This window comes from Marinobacter sp. MBR-105 (assembly GCF_053628895.1).
In genome coordinates this window covers 124,406-142,801 of sequence record NZ_JBRJHG010000003.1, presented here as the reverse complement: position 1 = coordinate 142,801, position 18,396 = coordinate 124,406, and the positions used below count along the sequence as shown (strand labels likewise).

At 56.8% G+C, this 18,396-nt stretch carries 16 protein-coding genes and 2 tRNA genes; 6 read left to right on the top strand and 12 right to left on the bottom strand.

Annotation, left to right across the window (positions count from 1 at the left end; all coding sequences use genetic code 11):
* Positions 1-50: 50 nt before the first annotated feature.
* From ACSSVV_RS05360 to ACSSVV_RS05350, 3 genes are all read right to left on the bottom strand, one after another.
* Positions 51-126 (bottom strand) — tRNA-Gly (locus tag ACSSVV_RS05360).
* 98 nt (positions 127-224) lie between these two features.
* Positions 225-971 carry a TetR/AcrR family transcriptional regulator gene (locus ACSSVV_RS05355; protein ID WP_121206358.1) on the bottom strand — a complete coding sequence of 249 codons (747 nt, stop codon included), beginning with the start codon at positions 969-971 and terminating at the stop codon, positions 225-227.
* Between the two features lie 97 nt (positions 972-1,068).
* Entirely contained in the window at positions 1,069-1,671 is a 603-nt protein-coding gene (locus ACSSVV_RS05350) for a DUF924 family protein (RefSeq protein ID WP_454105698.1), read from the bottom strand.
* 101 nt (positions 1,672-1,772) lie between these two features.
* Here ACSSVV_RS05350 and ACSSVV_RS05345 point away from each other — a divergent pair, with 101 nt between their 5' ends.
* From ACSSVV_RS05345 to ACSSVV_RS05335, 3 genes are all read left to right on the top strand, one after another.
* On the top strand, positions 1,773-2,150 hold the full coding sequence (locus ACSSVV_RS05345; RefSeq protein ID WP_011784645.1) for a sirohydrochlorin chelatase: 378 nt from the start codon (positions 1,773-1,775) through the stop codon (positions 2,148-2,150).
* Between the two features lie 40 nt (positions 2,151-2,190).
* Positions 2,191-3,096, top strand: coding sequence for a TIGR01777 family oxidoreductase (locus ACSSVV_RS05340; RefSeq protein WP_454105697.1), 906 nt, complete (start codon positions 2,191-2,193; stop codon positions 3,094-3,096).
* Between the two features lie 86 nt (positions 3,097-3,182).
* Positions 3,183-3,258, top strand: a tRNA-Glu gene (locus ACSSVV_RS05335).
* A 20-nt stretch (positions 3,259-3,278) separates the two neighbouring features.
* On the opposite strand, the gene ccoM is transcribed toward ACSSVV_RS05335, so the two are convergent.
* A complete protein-coding gene (gene ccoM / locus ACSSVV_RS05330; protein ID WP_022992482.1) occupies positions 3,279-3,428 on the bottom strand; it encodes a cytochrome c oxidase subunit CcoM in 150 nt (49 codons plus the stop codon).
* A gap of 236 nt (positions 3,429-3,664) precedes the next feature.
* On the opposite strand from ccoM, the gene ACSSVV_RS05325 reads away from it, so the two are divergent.
* The 3 genes from ACSSVV_RS05325 to pta are packed head-to-tail and all read left to right on the top strand — an operon-like array spanning position 3,665 to position 9,514.
* Entirely contained in the window at positions 3,665-6,124 is a 2,460-nt protein-coding gene (locus ACSSVV_RS05325) for a bifunctional diguanylate cyclase/phosphodiesterase (RefSeq protein WP_014421733.1), read from the top strand.
* 16 nt (positions 6,125-6,140) lie between these two features.
* Positions 6,141-7,346, top strand: a complete 1,206-nt coding sequence (locus ACSSVV_RS05320; RefSeq protein ID WP_454105696.1) for an acetate/propionate family kinase — start codon at positions 6,141-6,143, stop codon at positions 7,344-7,346.
* Between the two features lie 14 nt (positions 7,347-7,360).
* Positions 7,361-9,514, top strand: a complete 2,154-nt coding sequence (gene pta / locus ACSSVV_RS05315) for a phosphate acetyltransferase (RefSeq protein WP_454105695.1) — start codon at positions 7,361-7,363, stop codon at positions 9,512-9,514.
* Positions 9,515-9,547: 33 nt separating this feature from the next.
* Here the strand turns inward: pta and der are convergent, their stop codons facing one another.
* The 8 genes from der to rlmN all read right to left on the bottom strand — a co-directional run bounded on the left by der (position 9,548) and on the right by rlmN (position 18,348).
* Complete coding sequence (der, locus tag ACSSVV_RS05310) at positions 9,548-10,969, bottom strand: ribosome biogenesis GTPase Der (protein ID WP_011784640.1); 1,422 nt, start codon at positions 10,967-10,969, stop codon at positions 9,548-9,550.
* A 79-nt stretch (positions 10,970-11,048) separates the two neighbouring features.
* Positions 11,049-12,218 carry an outer membrane protein assembly factor BamB gene (bamB, locus tag ACSSVV_RS05305; protein ID WP_454105694.1) on the bottom strand — a complete coding sequence of 390 codons (1,170 nt, stop codon included), beginning with the start codon at positions 12,216-12,218 and terminating at the stop codon, positions 11,049-11,051.
* A complete protein-coding gene (locus ACSSVV_RS05300) occupies positions 12,218-12,871 on the bottom strand; it encodes a YfgM family protein (RefSeq protein ID WP_141067669.1) in 654 nt (217 codons plus the stop codon). The genes bamB and ACSSVV_RS05300 overlap by 1 nt, the downstream gene beginning before the upstream one ends.
* A 46-nt stretch (positions 12,872-12,917) precedes the next feature.
* Positions 12,918-14,195: a histidine--tRNA ligase gene (hisS, locus tag ACSSVV_RS05295; RefSeq protein WP_200861803.1), complete on the bottom strand. Its 1,278-nt coding sequence runs from the start codon at positions 14,193-14,195 to the stop codon at positions 12,918-12,920.
* Positions 14,196-14,228: 33 nt separating this feature from the next.
* Positions 14,229-15,347 carry a flavodoxin-dependent (E)-4-hydroxy-3-methylbut-2-enyl-diphosphate synthase gene (gene ispG / locus ACSSVV_RS05290; protein WP_011784636.1) on the bottom strand — a complete coding sequence of 373 codons (1,119 nt, stop codon included), beginning with the start codon at positions 15,345-15,347 and terminating at the stop codon, positions 14,229-14,231.
* A gap of 37 nt (positions 15,348-15,384) precedes the next feature.
* Positions 15,385-16,407: a RodZ domain-containing protein gene (locus tag ACSSVV_RS05285; protein ID WP_113879658.1), complete on the bottom strand. Its 1,023-nt coding sequence runs from the start codon at positions 16,405-16,407 to the stop codon at positions 15,385-15,387.
* Complete coding sequence (gene pilW, locus ACSSVV_RS05280; RefSeq protein WP_114434902.1) at positions 16,397-17,200, bottom strand: type IV pilus biogenesis/stability protein PilW; 804 nt, start codon at positions 17,198-17,200, stop codon at positions 16,397-16,399. Before pilW ends, ACSSVV_RS05285 begins: the two co-directional genes overlap by 11 nt.
* Before the next feature lie 38 nt (positions 17,201-17,238).
* Positions 17,239-18,348, bottom strand: a complete 1,110-nt coding sequence (gene rlmN, locus ACSSVV_RS05275; protein ID WP_011784633.1) for a 23S rRNA (adenine(2503)-C(2))-methyltransferase RlmN — start codon at positions 18,346-18,348, stop codon at positions 17,239-17,241.
* Positions 18,349-18,396: the final 48 nt, after the last annotated feature.

The following is an 18,396-nucleotide window of genomic DNA, read 5'->3' as shown; positions in this document are numbered from 1 at the left end:
TGCGAGGCTATAAACGAAGAAACCCGGCCTTAGGCCGGGTTTCCGAATTCTGGAGCGGGAAACGAGATTCGAACTCGCGACCCCAACCTTGGCAAGGTTGTGCTCTACCAACTGAGCTATTCCCGCTGATTGCTGCCGGGCGTTGCCTGACAACGGCTGCGTATTCTACTGATAACTCGGGGGCCGTCAACACTTTCGTGAAAAAATTTAACAACCGCTGATAATCATGGTGCTCGCAGGTCTTCGGGTTCCACCCCTAGGGCCAACTGCACAATTCTGGCCACGGATGCACTCAATACCTCAGCCTCGGTGCCGGGCACTTCCAGCAGCAGATCGTAGCTCATACCCAGCACTACATTGACGATCAGGGTACCGTCCTGACGAGGGCACGGCGAATCCAGTCGTACCAGGAGCTGCTCGAGACCATCAATCCAGGACTGCCGATACCGACGAGCCACCCTGGCCAGACGGTCATCTCTGAGGGCCTCCATCAAAAACACCTGCTCTGCCAGCACCTGCTCCCTCCGGCGTGTAAACTGCTCCTGCATCCAGGCCCGGGCAAAGTCGGTCAGGCGCTGACACAGCTCCGGACGGAACTCAGCGCCGCGGCGCAATTGTTCCGCAGGCACACCATCGAGCACCAGATTCAGGGTGTCGTGGAAGGCTTTCAGTTCCGCACCGGCTTCCTTCGCGTACAGCATGAAGGCGTCGCTGATCAACTCGTTGATGTCTCGGAAATAATAGGTGGTTGCTGCCAGGGGTACGCCTGCTTCCCTGGCGACGGAACGATGCTTGATACCTTTGATACCGTCCTTCGCCGCTACCCGGATGGTTGCCTTGAGAATGGCATGACGCCGGATTTCACTTTTCGCACGAGTGGTTCTGCCACCCCGCCCTGGGGCCCTGTTATTGTTGGAGATAGGTTTATTAGCGCCCGGGTTATCGCTCACCGCCGGGTTGGTAGATGACATCCTGTTCTTGCTCCGCTGCTTTTCTTGTTATCGCTGTAAGGGAGTGTGCCCGTTATCGACAGTCAATTCGTTGAACCGATCATCAAACTGGCAAGCTCTACTGGCCAAAGCGCGGCCCGCCCTCAAGATAAGCCTGTTCATCCTGCGACGACGCGCGCTTCAGGGCTTTGTTGCGATGAGGAAATCGGCCAAAACGGGCAATAATATCCCGATGATCGCGAGCCGACTGAAGAAAACTGCCCAGAAAGTCTCCCAGAACGCCATCTGTGGTGGCAGACAATTGCTGATAGCATTCTACCGAAAGATCCTGATCCGCCAGCTTTTCGGAATGTTGTAACGGCATATAGATGAAAGCACGCTGAACCGGCGGCAACTCCAGATCCTGCCCTCGCTGCATCGCGCCGCGACACAATTGCCGGGCCAGACGGTCGTTATCGAAGGCCATGGCGCCCCCGCGAAAAATATTGCGGGTGAACTGATCCAACAAAAGAATCTCAGCAAGCGAGCCTCCGGCGGCTATGCGCCAGTGATCCAACCCCTGCTCTGAGGCGAACAGCACCAGAGACAGAAACCTGCGCCGGATTTCCTGATCGAAGGCACGGTCACTGCGAAACCAACGGTTGCGATGATCGCGATCAGGAATACCGTTTTCATCTAATTCACCGAACCAGAAATCCAGAAGCTCTTTCCAATCGAACATCTGACAACTCCCTGATACATTGATTGTCAGGATCACTTTAAACGACCCACTGTCGTCAAGTTTACGGTCGCACCGACACAAACGACCAGATCGGAGATGTTATGACCCAACCACACCAGATTATTTTACTGGCCCACGGCAGCAGCGACGCACGCTGGTGCGAGACCTTCGAGAAACTGGCCGAACCGACCGTAGAGTCAATCGAGAATGCAGCCATTGCCTACATGGAACTGGCAGAACCCTCACTGGATACCATTGTGAACCGGGCCAAAGGGCAAGGCGTGGAGCAATTCACGGTCGTCCCGTTATTTCTCGCTGCGGGCCGCCACTTGCGAAAAGATGTCCCGGCCATGATCGAAAGGCTGGAGGCGGAACACGGCGTTACTATCCGCCTGGCTGAACCAATCGGGAAAAATCCGAGGCTTGGACTGGCCATCCGTGATGTGGTTAAGGAGGAACTCGAGCGCTCTGAACACTGACAAAGAACCAACGACGGATTCCGATCGCAGGAGGGAACCCATGGACAAACGTATATTGGTTACCGGCGCCACAGGGTTTATCGGCCACATACTGTGCCGTGAGCTAATTGAACGCGGTTATGGGCTAACGGTTCTCAGCCGTCAGAAGCCGGATGCCGTGCGCTCCATCTGCGGCCGGGTAGAAGTCACGGATGATCTGGAAAAGTTGCGCGCACACCCGGGCTTCGATGCAGTTATCAATCTGGCCGGGGAAGGCATTGCCGACAAACGGTGGAGCCATGCCCGCAAGGAACAGCTGCGTGCCAGCCGCATTGATCTCACCCGCACCCTGGTCGGAGTGGTAAGAACCTGGAGCAACATGCCGGAGGTTCTGGTATCCGGCTCTGCCGTTGGCTTTTATGGTAACCAGGGGGATCACCTGGTTACCGAAGACACAGAACCCCATGATGAGTTCACACACCAACTGTGCCGGGACTGGGAACAGGAGGCACTGAAACTTGAAGCTGATGGCGTACGCGTTTGCCTGTCCCGCACCGGGGTGGTGGCCGGCCGTAACGGCGGTTTTCTGCAACGCATGGTCCTGCCCTTCAAGCTCGGACTTGGCGGAAAGCTGGGCTCCGGACGGCAATACATGCCCTGGGTTCACAGGGACGACGTGGTTTCCGGCCTGCTCTGGATGCTGGATACGCCAACGGCAAGCGGCCCCTACAATATGGTCAGCCCGAACCCGGTCACCAATGCGGAATTCACCAGAACGCTTGCACAGGTTCTACACCGCCCTGCCGTTATACCGGCTCCAGCGCCTGCACTGAAACTGATGCTGGGGGAAATGGCCGGGCTGTTACTGACCGGTCAGAAGGCGATACCGGAACGGCTCAAACGTGAAGGTTTTGAATTCCGGCTTGCGGAACTGGAAGCCGCGTTGAGGGAAAGTGTGGGAACATAATTTTTTTAAGAAAAAGCGTTGACAGCCCCAGGCACCTTACTTAATATACGCGCCACCTCGACGAGGCAAGCTTTTGAAAACGTTGCGTCCCCTTCGTCTAGTGGCCTAGGACTCCGCCCTTTCACGGCGGCAACAGGGGTTCGAACCCCCTAGGGGACGCCAATTTCAAAGCTGTCTGCTCGTCAGCTGCCATGACCACCCTGGTGGTGCTTTCCTCCTTTAGCAGCATGGCTCTTCTGATCCTTCATGACGAAGATGCCGACTCCGACGAAGAAGCCAATCATCAGCAATACTGTGGCGATTCCGGCGATTACAACTGCGTCCATATACATGGCTATGTCTCCTGTACCTGTAAAACTTGATTAAGCTCAGGTTACGCCGGCACCGCCTGCCCCGTATTGATCTGCATCAAGCTCATTTCGTCATTGCAATAATTGCCAAAGTGAGACGCCCTGCCCCATTTCTCTCGGTTTATCCTGAGTTTGCAGCGCATTTGCCGTAAACTGCTGCTATAGTCGTAGGCAAGGGAATACAGGTAACAACTTCAGGGATCGCTTCTGTAATTGCTATGTCCGATACTTCCTTGGATGGTCGAAAAATCAAAGACATGCCAGACATTGCGACGCGTTTGAAACGTTTTCGTGCAGCCTCTCCTTTATCATTCCGGCTGGTGGCATGGATCCTTCTGTTCAGCTCTGCCTTTACATTGCTCGCGTCCGGCATTCAGATCTACTCAGACTACCGCGAGGACCTGTCCAAGATAGAACAGCGGATGCAGGTAATTGAGTCCGGTTACCGCTCCAGTCTTGCCCAGAGTCTGTGGGCGCTGGATCAAAAACACCTGCAAACCCAGATGGACGGCATTCTCAGCCTGCCCGATATCGAACATCTACGGCTCAGAATTGAACCAGACTCCGAACTGGTCATGGGCGAACTCCCACGAGACACCGATACCCTCACCCACAGTTTCGAGCTGATCTACCGGGACGATGCGGAATTCCGGCTGGGCGAGCTCACCATCACCGCCAGTCTGCAACGGGTGTATGATGAACTAAGGCGCCGGGTGGGCTTCATTCTTGCCACTCAGTTCCTGATCATATTTGTTGTTTCCATTCTGATTCTGTGGATATTCCGCCATCTGGTCACTCGCCACCTGGCGGACATGGCCGACTACACCCGGGATCTGTCATTGCGAAATCTTTCACGCCCGCTGGAGCTGGATAGGCCGGATACTCCTGCTTACCAGCGCGATGAGTTGGGTATGGTGACCGAAGCCATCAACCAGATGCGCGAACGGCTCACCGATGACGTTGCAAGGCGGGAACGGGATGAAGCCGAAATCCGGAAATTCTCCAAAGCCATCGACCAGAGCCCGTCTTCGGTTCTGATCTGCGACCGGCAATGGCGCATTGAATATGCGAACCGGAAATTCAGCCAACTGACGGGGAACAGCCCGTCTGAAATCATCGGCAAGCATCCCTCGTCACTTATTGACCCCGGTGTGGATTCCCACGAAGCCAGACAACTATGGAAATCCATCAGGCTTCAGGTACAGCGCGTGGGCGTTTGGCAAGGCGAAGTCAACAGCACACGGAAAAATGGCGAGCGCTACTGGGAACAGCTTGTGGTCACCCCTATCAAGGACAATAACGGTGAAACCACCGGTTACCTGATACTCGGGGAAGACATCAGCATCCGAAAACGTTACGAGCAACAGCTGTTGCGGCAAGCGAATTACGACATCCTGACCGGGCTTCCCAACCGCATGCTTGCGCTGGACCGCCTGAAACTGGCGCTGGCCCAGGCAAGGCGTGATGAGTCCAAGGTTGGGGTAATGTTCCTGGATCTGGACAACTTCAAGCACATCAACGATACCCTCGGCCACGACGCCGGTGACACCCTGCTGATTGAAGCCGCACGCCGGATCTCCAGCTGCCTGCGCGGCACCAGTACCGTTGCGCGGCTGGGTGGTGATGAGTTCCTTGTGGTGCTGCCGGGGCTGAACGGGCCGGACGCCTCTTCCCAGGTTGCCGAACGTATTCTGAAAACCTTCGCACCGCCGTTCATGCTCAGCGGCCAGGAAGTGTTTGTCACAACCAGTATTGGCATCGCCACCTTCCCGGACGACTCGGATAACAGCGGCACCCTGCTCCAGCACGCCGATGCGGCCATGTACGAGGCGAAACACAAAGGCAAGAGCGCCTATGCCCGTTTTACTCCGGAGATGAGCGAGGTTTCTCACGAGCGTCTGCAAATGGAATCTCACATGCGCAAGGCCCTGGAGCTGGGTGAATTCGAGCTCTACTTCCAGCCCATTGTCGACACCGCCAGTGGTGGCCTGGTGGCGGCTGAAGCCCTGCTTCGCTGGAACAATCCGGCCATGGGCATGGTGATGCCAGATCGCTTTATTCCGCTGGCCGAGGAAACCGGCCTGATCATTCCGATCGGCGAATGGGTCGTCAAGGAAGCCTGTCAAGCCGCGTACTGCTGGCAGGCGATGACCGGGCGTGAGATCAGCATTGCCGTCAATGTATCACCACGCCAGTTCCGGGACCCCGGGTTTACCGACGCCATCATGCGCGCGCTGAACGACAGCAATTTACGGCCGGAACTGCTGGAACTGGAAATCACGGAACGGCTGATTCTGGACAATTCCATCGAAACCGCTGATATCCTCAAACAACTCGACAAAGTTGGAATCCGCTTGTCGGTCGACGATTTCGGAACTGGCTATTCGGCACTCAGCTATCTGAAAAGCTATCCGTTCGATACCCTGAAAATCGACAAGTCATTTGTTCAGGATGTCCTGAAAGAAAACGAAGATGCTTCCCTTGTCCGCGCGATCATCAACATGGCCCACAGCCTAGGCCTGAAAGTGGTTGCCGAAGGGGTTGAGGAAGAGGACCAGACTCACTTCCTGAAAGCGGAGCATTGCGACTACTCCCAGGGTTACTTCTATAGTCGCCCCCTGCCCGAGCAGGACTTCATTCACTGGCTCGAAACCAATGAGCGGGCCAATCTAAAGTAATCAATACGGCACAACCATGGACGACTCAATCCTGGTCGTGAACTGCGGCAGTTCATCACTGAAACTCGCGCTGTTTGATCACGACCACCAGAAAATCACCTCCGCCCTGGCGGAAAGACTTAATCAATCCGATGCCTTTGCACGCATCAATGGCGATGAAACACCGGTTCACTTACCTTCCGGTGCCAGCCACAGCCAGGCGCTGGCGGCGCTCGTCAACGCATTTAAAGACCGGGCTCTGATGACGGGCGAACCCATGGCTGTTGGCCATCGAGTGGTGCATGGGGGCGAAACATTCCGTGAAGCTTCGTTGATTGATGATCAAACGGTGTCCGCCATTGAAGCCTGCGCTGCGCTGGCACCTCTGCATAATCCGGTAAACCTCGCGGGCATTCGCGCCATGCAGGCGCTGTTCCCGAACGTTCCACAGGTCGCGGTGTTTGATACCGCTTACCATCAGACCCTGCCCGAGCGCGCTTACCGATACGCACTACCGGAACGGTGCTACAGCAACTGGGGAGTGCGTCGTTACGGCTTCCACGGCACCAGTCATTATTTCATGGCACACGAGGCCGCTCGTCTGCTGGACAAGACACCGGCCACCACCTCAATTATCTCTGCCCATCTGGGTAACGGTTGTAGCATCACAGCGATCCAGAATGGGCTCAGCGTTGATACCAGCATGGGTCTGACTCCGCTTGAGGGACTCGTGATGGGCACCCGCAGCGGGGATGTGGACCCCGGGCTGTTCGACTACCTGGCAAGCCGGGGTATGAGTGCCGGTGACGTCCACGAGATGCTGAATAAAGAAAGCGGATTACAGGGACTCTCAGGCCAGACCAACGACATGCGAACCTTGTGTGAGCTGGCTGACCATGGCCACGAACCCTCACAGCTGGCAATTGACGTATTCTGCTTCCGCCTGGCGCGGTATATTGGAGCGATGACCGCGTCCCTGACAAAACTGGACGCTCTGGTCTTTACTGGCGGCATCGGTGAAAACAGTGCCCGCATTCGCCAGGACACAACCCGACATCTGCACCTGCTTGGGATTGAGCTGGATCCGGACCTCAACGAGCATCACGGCCGCTGGAGTGATGGCCGCATCAGTTCTCCGGACTCGCGTTATCCGGCGCTGGTCATTCCCACAAATGAAGAACTGGTGATTGCCCGAGAAGCCGCCCGCCTGGCCGCTGCCGGCACCGAACACTCCGAAGAATGAAACCTGGAACAATCATGGCAAAAAGTCTTTTCATAGCCCCAACCTCTCTTGACTCCGGCCTGACATCCGTATGCCTTGGTCTTCTGCGTGCCCTGGAACGGGAAGGAGTGAGCGTCGGCTTTTACAAACCATTCAGTCAGTCCGTACACAGAGGCGAAGCGCTTCATAACGACGGCAAGGATTCTTCGGTGGCCTTTGTGCGTGCCCGCAGCCACCTCGAACCACCCGACCCGATTCCTCTGAAACAAGCCCAGCAGCTGTTGAACCACGGCAAAGCCGACCTGCTGATGGAGAACGTCGTCGGTGAATACCAGAAAGTCGCCAACGAAGCGGATGTGGTCATCATTGAAGGATTGGTTCCGGACAGAACCGAAGCCTATATCGCGCGGCTGAACGTGGAAGTCGCCCGCAATCTCGGTTCCGAAGTGATCCTGGTGAGCACACCGAAGAGCTGTACTGCCAGCGAGCTCGATGATGACCTGGATTTCTCCTCGCGCCTGTTTGCGGCACCGTCGGATCCGGACGTGATTGGGGTCATTCTTAACAAGGTGGGAGAACCACAGAAGTCCGGTATGGCACTGGATCATCCGCCGGCAAGTGAAGCCACCGAAACGGATTATCACACCTCCTGCAAAGTATTCGCGAACGGCCGCTTCCAGTTGCTGGCGCAGATTCCCTGGCAACCCCAACTGCTGGCACCCCGGGTCTCTGATGTAGCGCGAGAGCTTGGTGTTCCGGTACTGCACGAAGGGCAAATGCATTCACGGCGGGTGCAGCGGGTATCAGTGTGCGCCAGATCCATCCGTAACATGACCGACACCCTCAAGCCAGGCACCCTGATGGTCACCCCTGGTGATCGCGAGGATATCGTAGTGGCCACGGCCGTTGCCGCTCTCAATGGTGTCCCGCTTGCCGGACTGATGCTGACAGGCGGCCTGATGCCGGACGAACGGGTTATAGAGTTGTGTCGACGGGCACTGGACACCGGCTTGCCAGTGCTGAGCTCGGAAACCAATACCTACGAGAGCGCCCACCTGTTGGCAAATCTGTCTTCAGCCATTCCCATTGACGACCCGGAGCGTATTGAAGAAGCCATGGAATCCGTGGCCCGGCGAATCAATACCCAGTGGCTGCAGGAGCATCTGAAAGTTCAGCGCCAACGTCGGCTCTCGCCTCCGGCATTCCGTTATCAGCTATCGGAAAGAGCCCGGGCTGCAGCCAAGCGGATCGTCTTGCCAGAAGGCAGTGAACCCAGAACTATTCAGGCAGCCATTATCTGCCATCAACGTAACCTGGCTCATTGCGCGCTGATCGGTGATCCACACGAGATTCGCTCAGTCGCCGCCTCCCAGGGCGTGGAACTGCCAAATGACCTGGAAATCATAGACCCGCAATCGGTGCGCGAGCGTTATGTGGCGCCCATGGTGGAGCTGAGGAAACACAAGGGCCTGACACCTGATATGGCCGAAGCCATGCTGGAGGATAACGTCGTTCTGGGTACCATGATGGTGGCCATGGACGAAGCCGACGGACTGGTCTCCGGCGCTATTCATACCACGGCCAACACCGTGCGCCCTGCCCTCCAGCTGATCAAGACCCATGACAACGCCAAGGTGGTGTCATCGGTATTCTTCATGTTGTTACCGCAACAGGTGCTGGTATATGGCGACTGCGCCATCAACCCAGACCCGAATGCCGAGGAACTGGCCGATATTGCCATACAGAGTGCCGAATCTGCTGAAGCCTTTGGTATTGAACCTGTGGTTGCAATGATCAGCTACAGTACCGGCGAGTCCGGCAGCGGTGAGGATGTCGACAAGGTTCGCGAAGCCACCCGCATTGCCCGGGAACGGCGCCCGGATCTACTCATTGACGGACCGCTGCAATACGATGCTGCGGCGATTGAGAGCGTGGCAAAATCCAAAGCCCCGGGCAGCAAGGTGGCCGGCAAGGCTACCGTGTTTGTGTTCCCGGACCTGAACACGGGCAACACCACCTACAAGGCGGTGCAGCGCAGTGCCAATGTCGTCAGCGTGGGGCCCATGCTCCAGGGCTTGCGAAAACCGGTAAACGACCTGTCCCGCGGGGCCCTGGTGGAAGACATTGTCTTCACCATTGCCCTGACGGCAGTACAGGCAAAACAGGTCGCGGATGCAGGAGCCGCCTGATCAGGGCTCCTGGCAGGGACTAGCCCCGGCAGATCAGCGTTTAACGCTTTTCTGCCGGGTCTTCTTGATCCGACGGCCTTTCTTCAGGTCGTTGTCCTTCTTGACCTTTTGCCGAGGCGTCAGACGGTCGACCTTGGTTGCAAAGGGGTTCTCGCCTGACTTGAATTCAAACCGTATCGGCGCGCCCACGACTTTCAGCACCTTTCTGAAGGTGTTTTCAAGGTAACGCTTGTAAGCACCGGGTAGTGAATCCACCTGATTACCATGCACCACCACAACCGGCGGGTTGGAGCCACCCTGGTGAGCGTATCGCAGCTTGATGCGGCGACCATGAACCATCGGCGGCTGGTGTTGAGCAACGGCATCCTGGAGGATTGCAGTCAACCGGTTGGTTGGCCACTTTGACATCGCGGATTCATAGCAGGCCTGGACCGACTCATACATGGTTCCCACGCCCGTGCCGTGCAGTGCCGAGATATAATACTTGTCCGCGTAATCCAGGAAATCCAGGCGCCTGGCCACCTGCTCTTTTACCCGGTCACGGTCTTCCGGATCCATGCCGTCCCATTTGTTGATGGCGATCACCAGTGAGCGGCCCGCATCCAGTACAAACCCGATCAGGTGCAGATCCTGGTCCACGAGCCCCTCCCGGGCATCGATCACCAGAATCACGACATGGGCGTCATCAATCGCCTGCAGTGTCTTGATAATTGAGAACTTCTCCACCGCCTCGCGAACATTCTTTCGGCGACGAACCCCGGCAGTGTCGATCAAGGTATACTCATGCCCCTGGCGCTCATAGGGAATGTAAACGCTGTCACGGGTAGTTCCTGGCATGTCGTACACCACCACCCGATCTTCACCGAGCATGCGGTTAACCAGCGTAGACTTGCCCACATTCGGCCGCCCTACCACACCAATCCGGATACCCGGGTAACGATCCGCCCTATCCTGGTCTTCCGGATTTTCCGGTTCCGGCAGCAGCGCTTCCAGCAAAGACAGGATGCCGCGGTTATGGGCCGCCGCAATCAGAAACGTGGATTCAAACCCCAGACTGTAGAAGTCCGCCGCCGCCACGTCCGGATCCTGGCCATCGGTCTTGTTAACCACCAGGTGGGCCTGTTTGCCCGATTTACGCAGATAATCCGCGATCATTTCATCGCCGGCGGTCAGTCCTGCCCGACCGTCCACAAGAAACAGGACAATGTCCGCTTCTTCTACCGCCTGCATTGACTGGCGAGCCATTTCGGCGTCAATACCGGCTTCGTCACCAGTCAGGCCGCCCGTATCGATAACGATGAACTTCTGGCCTTCGTAGTTGCCCTCACCGTATTTTCGGTCCCGGGTCAGCCCGGGGAAGTCCGCTACGAGAGCATCCCTGGAGCGGGTCATCTGGTTAAACAACGTGGACTTACCAACGTTGGGGCGGCCTACAAGGGCGATAACTGGGGTCATATTGATCTGCTATTCAAGAAACCAGAAACCCGGCACGCAGGCTAAAGCCTGGGCCGGGCATAAACTTGTCGGGGCGTACTCAGTCGTCCTGTTCAATTCTCAGGACGGCCATCTTTCCGCCATTTCCATAAACCAGCAGGTTACCATCTTCGATCACCTGAACTGGTACGCGGATACCGTCACTATCGAACTCACGCTGGCCCTGCAGACTGCCATCGGAGGTCGACAGCACGTGCAGGTAGCCTTCAAAGTCGCCTACCACGAGGTAATCACCGGAAACAGCCGGCCGGGTCAGCTGGCGCCAGGACAGGCTATCCTGAACCCAAAGCTCTCGCCGGTCGCTGCCACGGAGCGCTACGATATCGCCATTGGCGGAGGACAGAAAGATATTGCCGTTACCAATCGCGGGCGAGTAGAAGCTTGATGCCCGACGGCTCCAGATTTCCTGCCCGGAACGAATATCCACCAGCGCCAGCTTACCCTGATAACCGACGACCATAATGGCCGAATCCAGAACCAGCGGCTGGCCGCCGATATCCACCAGGCGTTCCAGTTCGGTACGACCCTGGGGCTGACCGACCTCATACTGCCACACTGGCTGTCCGTCCGAGGCGGTGAGTGCAATGACACGACCGTTGGCAAACGAGGAGATCACAATGTCGCCGCCAACCAAAGGTGCAGCTGCGGTGCGCACGGTCAGCACCGGCACTTGAGCCTCATATTGCCAGCGGCGTTCTCCGGTCGCTGCGTCGTGGGCAATCACACGGCCATCGGTGGTTTGCACCACCACGAGGTTACCGTTGGATTGAGGCGCAGCCAGAACTTCCGTGGGCAGAGGTACCCGCCAGGCCTCGGTGCCGTCCTCCGAGGACACGGCCACCAGTTCCGCATCCCGGGTGACCATGTAAAGATGCCGGGCATCAGCGCCCGGTCCGGCGAAAAACTGTTCATCGTAGTCTTTCTGCCAGATGATCTCGCCATCCGCCGGCCTGACTGTCGCAACAATCCCGTCAGCGGAAGCGGCGTAAATCACGTCGCCGGCGTAAAGAGGCGCGATCTGAAGCAGCTGATCGTCATGACCATCGCCAACAGACATACTCCATACCGTATCCAGTTCAACGGTTTCGCTGATTTCAGGCACCGGAGCAGGTTGCTCAAAAGTGTCTGTACTACTGCACCCGGAGATTCCGACCAACAGACCACAAAAAACGGAGCCAACCCCGACCTTGAGCGCGCGCCCAACGAACATCAGGCGTCCTCCCCGACACCGAGGTCTGACAGCTTCAGTTCAAGAACACCGCTACGACCCTGCTGGCTCTGCTCACGTGCCGCCAGGTACGCCTCACGCGCACCGTCCCGGTCGCCCTTGGCCAACAGAACATCGCCTCTCAGCTCGGAGAAGATGGCCGCAAAGGCATCGGCGTCTACTGCATTGTCCAGAGTGGCAAGCGCGGCATCGTGTTCGCCAGCGGCAAACTGGGCTCGGGCAAGACGGTTACGAATCACCAGCTCCAGAGCCGGATGACCCGCTGATTTCTCCAGCGCCCAGTTCAGTGATTCAACAGCGGCCGCGGGATCCTCACCTTCAACCATCTGCTGCCGTGCCAGAACCAGATTGCCATAGATGGCATAGGCGCTGTCGCCGTGTTCGTCTCGCAGTGTCTCCGCCACAAAACCCACAGTGTCGGCCGACTCATCATCTGCGGAGGAGAACGCGTTCAGCAGGTTGGCAAACTGATTAGCGGCTTCGGCGCGTTGTTGCGCCTGATGGTTCTGCCAGGCCTGCCATCCAAAGACGATGGCCAGAGCCGCACCAATACCGATGAGCAGCGAGCTTCCGTTATTTTTCCACCAGTCCTTGATTGCCTGGACCTGTTCTTCTTCGGTGCGCAACTCCGCCATGAAAACTCCTGTTATTCGTTAAACTGCCTGTTTATATAGACTCTGCTTACAACAAACCGGCAAGCACAGCTGCCAGGTCTGCCTGAGCAACTTCCTGCTGGGGCTGATCGTCACGTAACGGCTTGAGCCCCGCCGTGGCCTGAGCGATTTCGTTTTCACCCAGAATCACCGCAAAGCGTGCGCCACTGCGGTCTGCCTTTTTCATCTGACTCTTGAAGCTGCCGCCACCGCAGTGTGAGACGACAATCCGGCCCGGCAATTCATTTCGTAGCGTTTCTGCCAACGCCATCGCCGGGGCTACCGCCTGGTCTCCCATGGCTGTAACGTAAACATCGGCTTGATTGTTCACATGTTCGGGGACCAGTTCCAGGGTTTCCAGTAACAGAATCAGTCGCTCCAGCCCCATGGCGAAGCCCACCGCTACGGTGGGTTTGCCTCCAAGTTGCTCCACCAGACCATCGTAACGGCCACCGGCACAGATCGTGCCTTGGGCACCCAGGCTGTCGGTAATCCACTCGAACACGGTTTTGCCGTAATAGTCCAGTCCGCGCACCAGGGCCGGGTTTACCGTGTAGGCAACGCCTGCCGCATCCAGCATCGCTTTCAGTTGTTCAAAATGCTGGCGCGATTCATCATCCAGATAGTCGTCCAGGCTCGGTGCGCCCTGCAAAATCTCCCGCGTGGCCGGATCCTTGCTGTCCAGTATCCGCAAAGGATTCGTGGTTAACCGGCGTTTGCTGTCATCGTCGAGCTTATCCTGATATTGCTCCAGATAGGCAACCAGGGCCTGACGGTAGACTTTCCGGGAGTCGCTGGTACCGATGGAGTTGATCTCGAGTCTGGCATGGTCGGACAACCCCAGGGCGCTCCACAGGCGCGCCGTCAGGATCAACAGCTCAGCATCAATGTCAGGGCCGGCCATACCGAAGCATTCCACACCAATCTGATGAAACTGGCGGTAACGGCCTTTCTGTGGCCGCTCATGCCGGAACATCGGACCGGTGTACCAAAGCCGCCGGGTCTGATTAAAGAGCAGCCCATGCTCTTCCGCTGCACGCACGCACCCGGCCGTACCTTCGGGCCGCAGTGTAAGGCTATCGCCGTTGCGGTCTTCAAAGGTATACATCTCTTTTTCGACGATGTCAGTGACTTCACCGATCGATCGTTTGAACAACTCGGTATGTTCGACCACTGGCATACGGATTTCCTGATAGCCGTACTGCCCGAGAACCCGTCGAACGGTGGATTCAACGTACTGCCAGACCGGTGTCTGGTCCGGGAGAATATCGTTCATCCCCCGGATTGCCTGAATCTTTGCCAAAATAATATCCTGATAGGTTTCTGAAATCGGTTCTGATCAGTCTGAGGACTTGGCGATGACTGCGCTGTCCTGGTCCTCGCGCCGTGACACTTCCTCGCGAATCAGGCGTTCAAGGTCGTCCACCAGCGTCGCGTTGTCCAGCTTCTGGTTTGGCTTTCCGGCCATATAGAACAGATTTTTCGGTGTGCCACCGGTCAGACCGATATCCGCTACCTTTGCCTCACCGGGACCATTAACAATACAGCCAATAATGGCCACATCCATGGAGGTGTTCACATCCTCAAGCCGGGCCTCCAGATCATTCATGGTCTGGATAACATCGAAGTTCTGTCGGGAACAGCTTGGGCAGGCTATAAAGTTAATGCCGCGGCTGCGTAACCGAAGACTTTTGAGAATGTCGAAGCCGACTTTGATTTCCTGAACCGGGTCGGCGGCAAGGGAAACCCGAATGGTGTCCCCAATGCCATCCATCAACAGCATGCCCAGGCCAATGGAGGACTTGACCGTACCAGAGCGGAATCCACCGGCCTCAGTGATACCCAGGTGCAGCGGTTGCTCAATCTGGGAGGCGATAAGGCGGTAGGCCGCGACGGTCATGAACACTTCAGACGCTTTCAGGCTGACCTTGAAGTCCTGAAAATCGTGTTTGTCCAGGATGTCGATATGACGCATGGCCGACTCTACCAGCGCTTCCGGCGTGGGCTCGCCGTATTTGCGTTGAAGCGCTTTTTCCAGTGAACCTGCGTTTACGCCGATCCTGATCGGAATGTTGCGGTCCCGGGCAGCACTGATTACCGCACTGACCCGATCGTCCCGGCCAATGTTACCGGGATTGATGCGCAGGCAGTCCACACCAAGCTCTGCAACTCGGAGCGCTATCTTGTAGTCAAAATGGATATCGGCCACCAACGGTAACGAGACCTGCTGGCGAATCTTGCCAAAGGCCTCAGCCGCTTCCATGGACGGAACCGACACCCGCACGATATCCGCTCCGGCCTCCTGGATAGCCTTGATCTGTGTGACTGTTGCGTCTACATCGCAGGTATTGGTATTGGTCATGCTCTGCACCGCAATGGGCGCATCGCCGCCAACGGGAACATTACCTACCATGATCTGACGGGATTTACGTCTTTTGATCGGAGACTCTTGTTTCATGGGATTCAACCAGAAATCTTTGGGAAGAAAATTCTGCTCAGGGCTCGAGCGTAAACTCTGACCGATTGTTTACGACGCGAAAATTACCAAGATCCATCGGTTCGCCCTGAAATTCCAGGGACTCCACCGCGCTCATGGCGCCCACCACAACTCTGAGCGGTGGCTGCCCGCTCACGTCCAGGGCATCGCCCTCTCGGCGTAACGCGCTGGCCAACCGATTGCCCGCACCATCTGTGACCTGAATCCAGCAGTCGTCACTGAACGTCATGGCCAACCTCACGGTTTCAACCGGGGCCTCCATCACTTCAGACTCAGTCAGAGCGGGATCCGGGGATTGCGCAACAACGGGCGGCTGTTCCACCGAAGGCTGCTCTGACAGCAACTCTTCCTGACCGAGGCTTCCGCCCTCGGTCGGCTCGCTCAGAGCTTCAGTATCCGTCACAGCGCCATTCTCTGCTTCAACGTTTCCGACTGAACTGGTGCCTGAATCCATCTGTTCCGGTTCGGCCGGCTGTTCAGCCTCTTCGCTAACGGAGGGCGCCTCTTCCGGTTCAGGACTGGCATCGCTAACGGCCTCGCCACTCTGTGCTTCCAGAGACTCCGAGATTCCGTCGGCATTACTTTGAACCGGTTCCGACACCGGTTTTACGAGATAGCTATACGCCAGAAAACCAACGACCCCGAGGAATGCCAGCAACACAACCAGTTTGGCAATCTGCCGCTTGCGTTTTTTCTTGCGCTCGATATCAACCAGAGGATTGGACTGGTGCTCCTGCTCCCGCTGTTGACGCAGGGGCTCAAGTTCCGAGTCGAGCGCTGCAATCAGGGCGTCTGCGTTCAGTTGCACCTGGCGGGCATAGGTTCGAACATACCCTTTGAGAAACAACTCGGTATCAACCTTGCTGTAATCCCCTTCCTCGATGGACTGGATTACCGAAGGGCGCAGGTGTTGCTGATCTGCAATGTCTGAAACGCTGAGCCCGAGCTTTTCCCGGGCGCGCCTTAGCTGCTGGCCAACCGAGGCCTCGGAAGCTGGCTGTGACTGCTCCTCACCGGTCATTGGCAATCAGTACCTTATATTGTTGATATTCGACAGATTCCGGATACTCGTTTCTGAGCAATAGTGCCAGGCTGGCTTCCTGATCCCTGTCCTGGAAATGCCGGGCAATCCGGATACCGGTATACAGACTCTCCGGTGAATGCGTCAACCGGGTATTGCGCTGTATCATGGTCTGAAGACGGCTGTAGTATCGAGAGGCCTGAGAAAAGTCACCCTGCTCAACTAGCACCCGAGAGAGGGACAACAGGGTGCGGGCCTCGCCCCGCGTGAGCTCCACAGCACGCCGATAAGCGGCTTCGGCCGATTCCAGCGAACCAAGCCGTTCTTCTGTCAGCCCGAGGTTATAAAAAACGGCTCCCCGGTCTTTGTACTCCGTATCACGTGAGGCTATCCGGAACTGGTCCCGGGCCTCCTCAAACCGTTTGAGGCTATACAGGAAAGCACCGTAATACACTCTTCCGCGGGTATAGTCTCCATCTGAGGCAATGGCATCCCGGAAGCTTTTTTCCGCCAGGCTTTCCTCACCCTCCGCGCTCAACACCAGGCCCCGGGCAGCAAGTGCCGGTGCGCTTCGGCTGTCGATTTCTAACGCCCGCTCCAGGTGGTCACGGGCACGATCCAGATTCCCCTGACCAATATAGGCAGTCGCCAGTTGAACATAATTGTTGAGGGCTTTCTGTCGGTCGGCTTCACGGCTGAACCGACTATCGGTGGTGGTGACACAGCCCGATAACATGACCCCGATAACCAGAACCACAGCGGAAACGAGTTTCACGGTAACGTCCTTTGCCATCAACAAACACCTTCTCCTGTGGTCTCACCCGACGGCTATCAGGGGTTGACCTGTTGTACTGCGATATAACGCTGGCTTCTGCGCGTGCGGTCTTCGACCCGCCCTACCAACTGACCGCAGGCGGCATCGATATCGTCCCCACGGGTGGTGCGGATCGTCGTGACATAACCGGCCTCGTTAAGCACGGTCTGGAACCTCCGGGTTGCGTTCATGCTTGGCCGGCGGAAATCACTTTCCGGGAACGGGTTGAACGGAATCAGGTTGATCTTGCAGGGCAACCCTTTCAACAACACGACCAGTTCCCGGGCGTGTTCCGGTTGATCGTTCACTCCTTCAATCACCGTGTACTCAATCGTGGCTTTGCGCTTGTCCGGCAGTCGTGAAAGGTAGCGCCGGGTCGCGGCCAGCAGTTCGGCAATCGGGTATTTCTTGTTCAGGGGAACCAACTGGTTTCTCAATTCATCATTAGGTGCATGGAGTGAGATGGCCAGTGAAACATCGGTAACTTCGCCGAGACGATCCAGTGCCGGCACCACTCCGGATGTACTGAGCGTCACCCGACGCTTTGAGATGCCGTAAGCGAGATCTTCCATCATGAGATTCATGGCATCGACCACGTTCTCAAAATTAAGCAGGGGCTCGCCCATCCCCATCATCACCACGTTGGTGATAGGTCGGTCATTGGGATCGAACGGCATGAACGCCCGTCGTGCAACCCATACCTGACCAATGATCTCGGCGGCCGTCAGATTGCGGTTAAAACCACGCTTGCCGGTGGAGCAGAAGGTACAGTCGAGACTGCAACCGATTTGCGAGGACACGCAGAGGGTTCCACGCTCGCCATCCGGAATCAGGACGGTTTCAACGCTGTTGCCGTTATCCATGCGCATGACCCATTTCCGGGTACCGTCTTTTGATGTCTCATCATAGACGACCTCGGGGCCACGAATCTCGGCAACTTCCTTGAGCTGTTCGCGCAGCGACTTGCTCATATTGGTCATTTGATCGAAGTCATCAACACCACGCTGATGCATCCACTGGAGAACCTGCTGGGCACGGAAACGCTTTTCCCCCAGGGTTTCAAAAAACGCCTCCAGTTTTGCCTTGGGCATTCCCAGAAGATTGACTTTTTCGGCGGCGCCCGTCATCACATAACCTCGATCAGATAACCAATTCAGGGGCACCCTGCCGGGCAC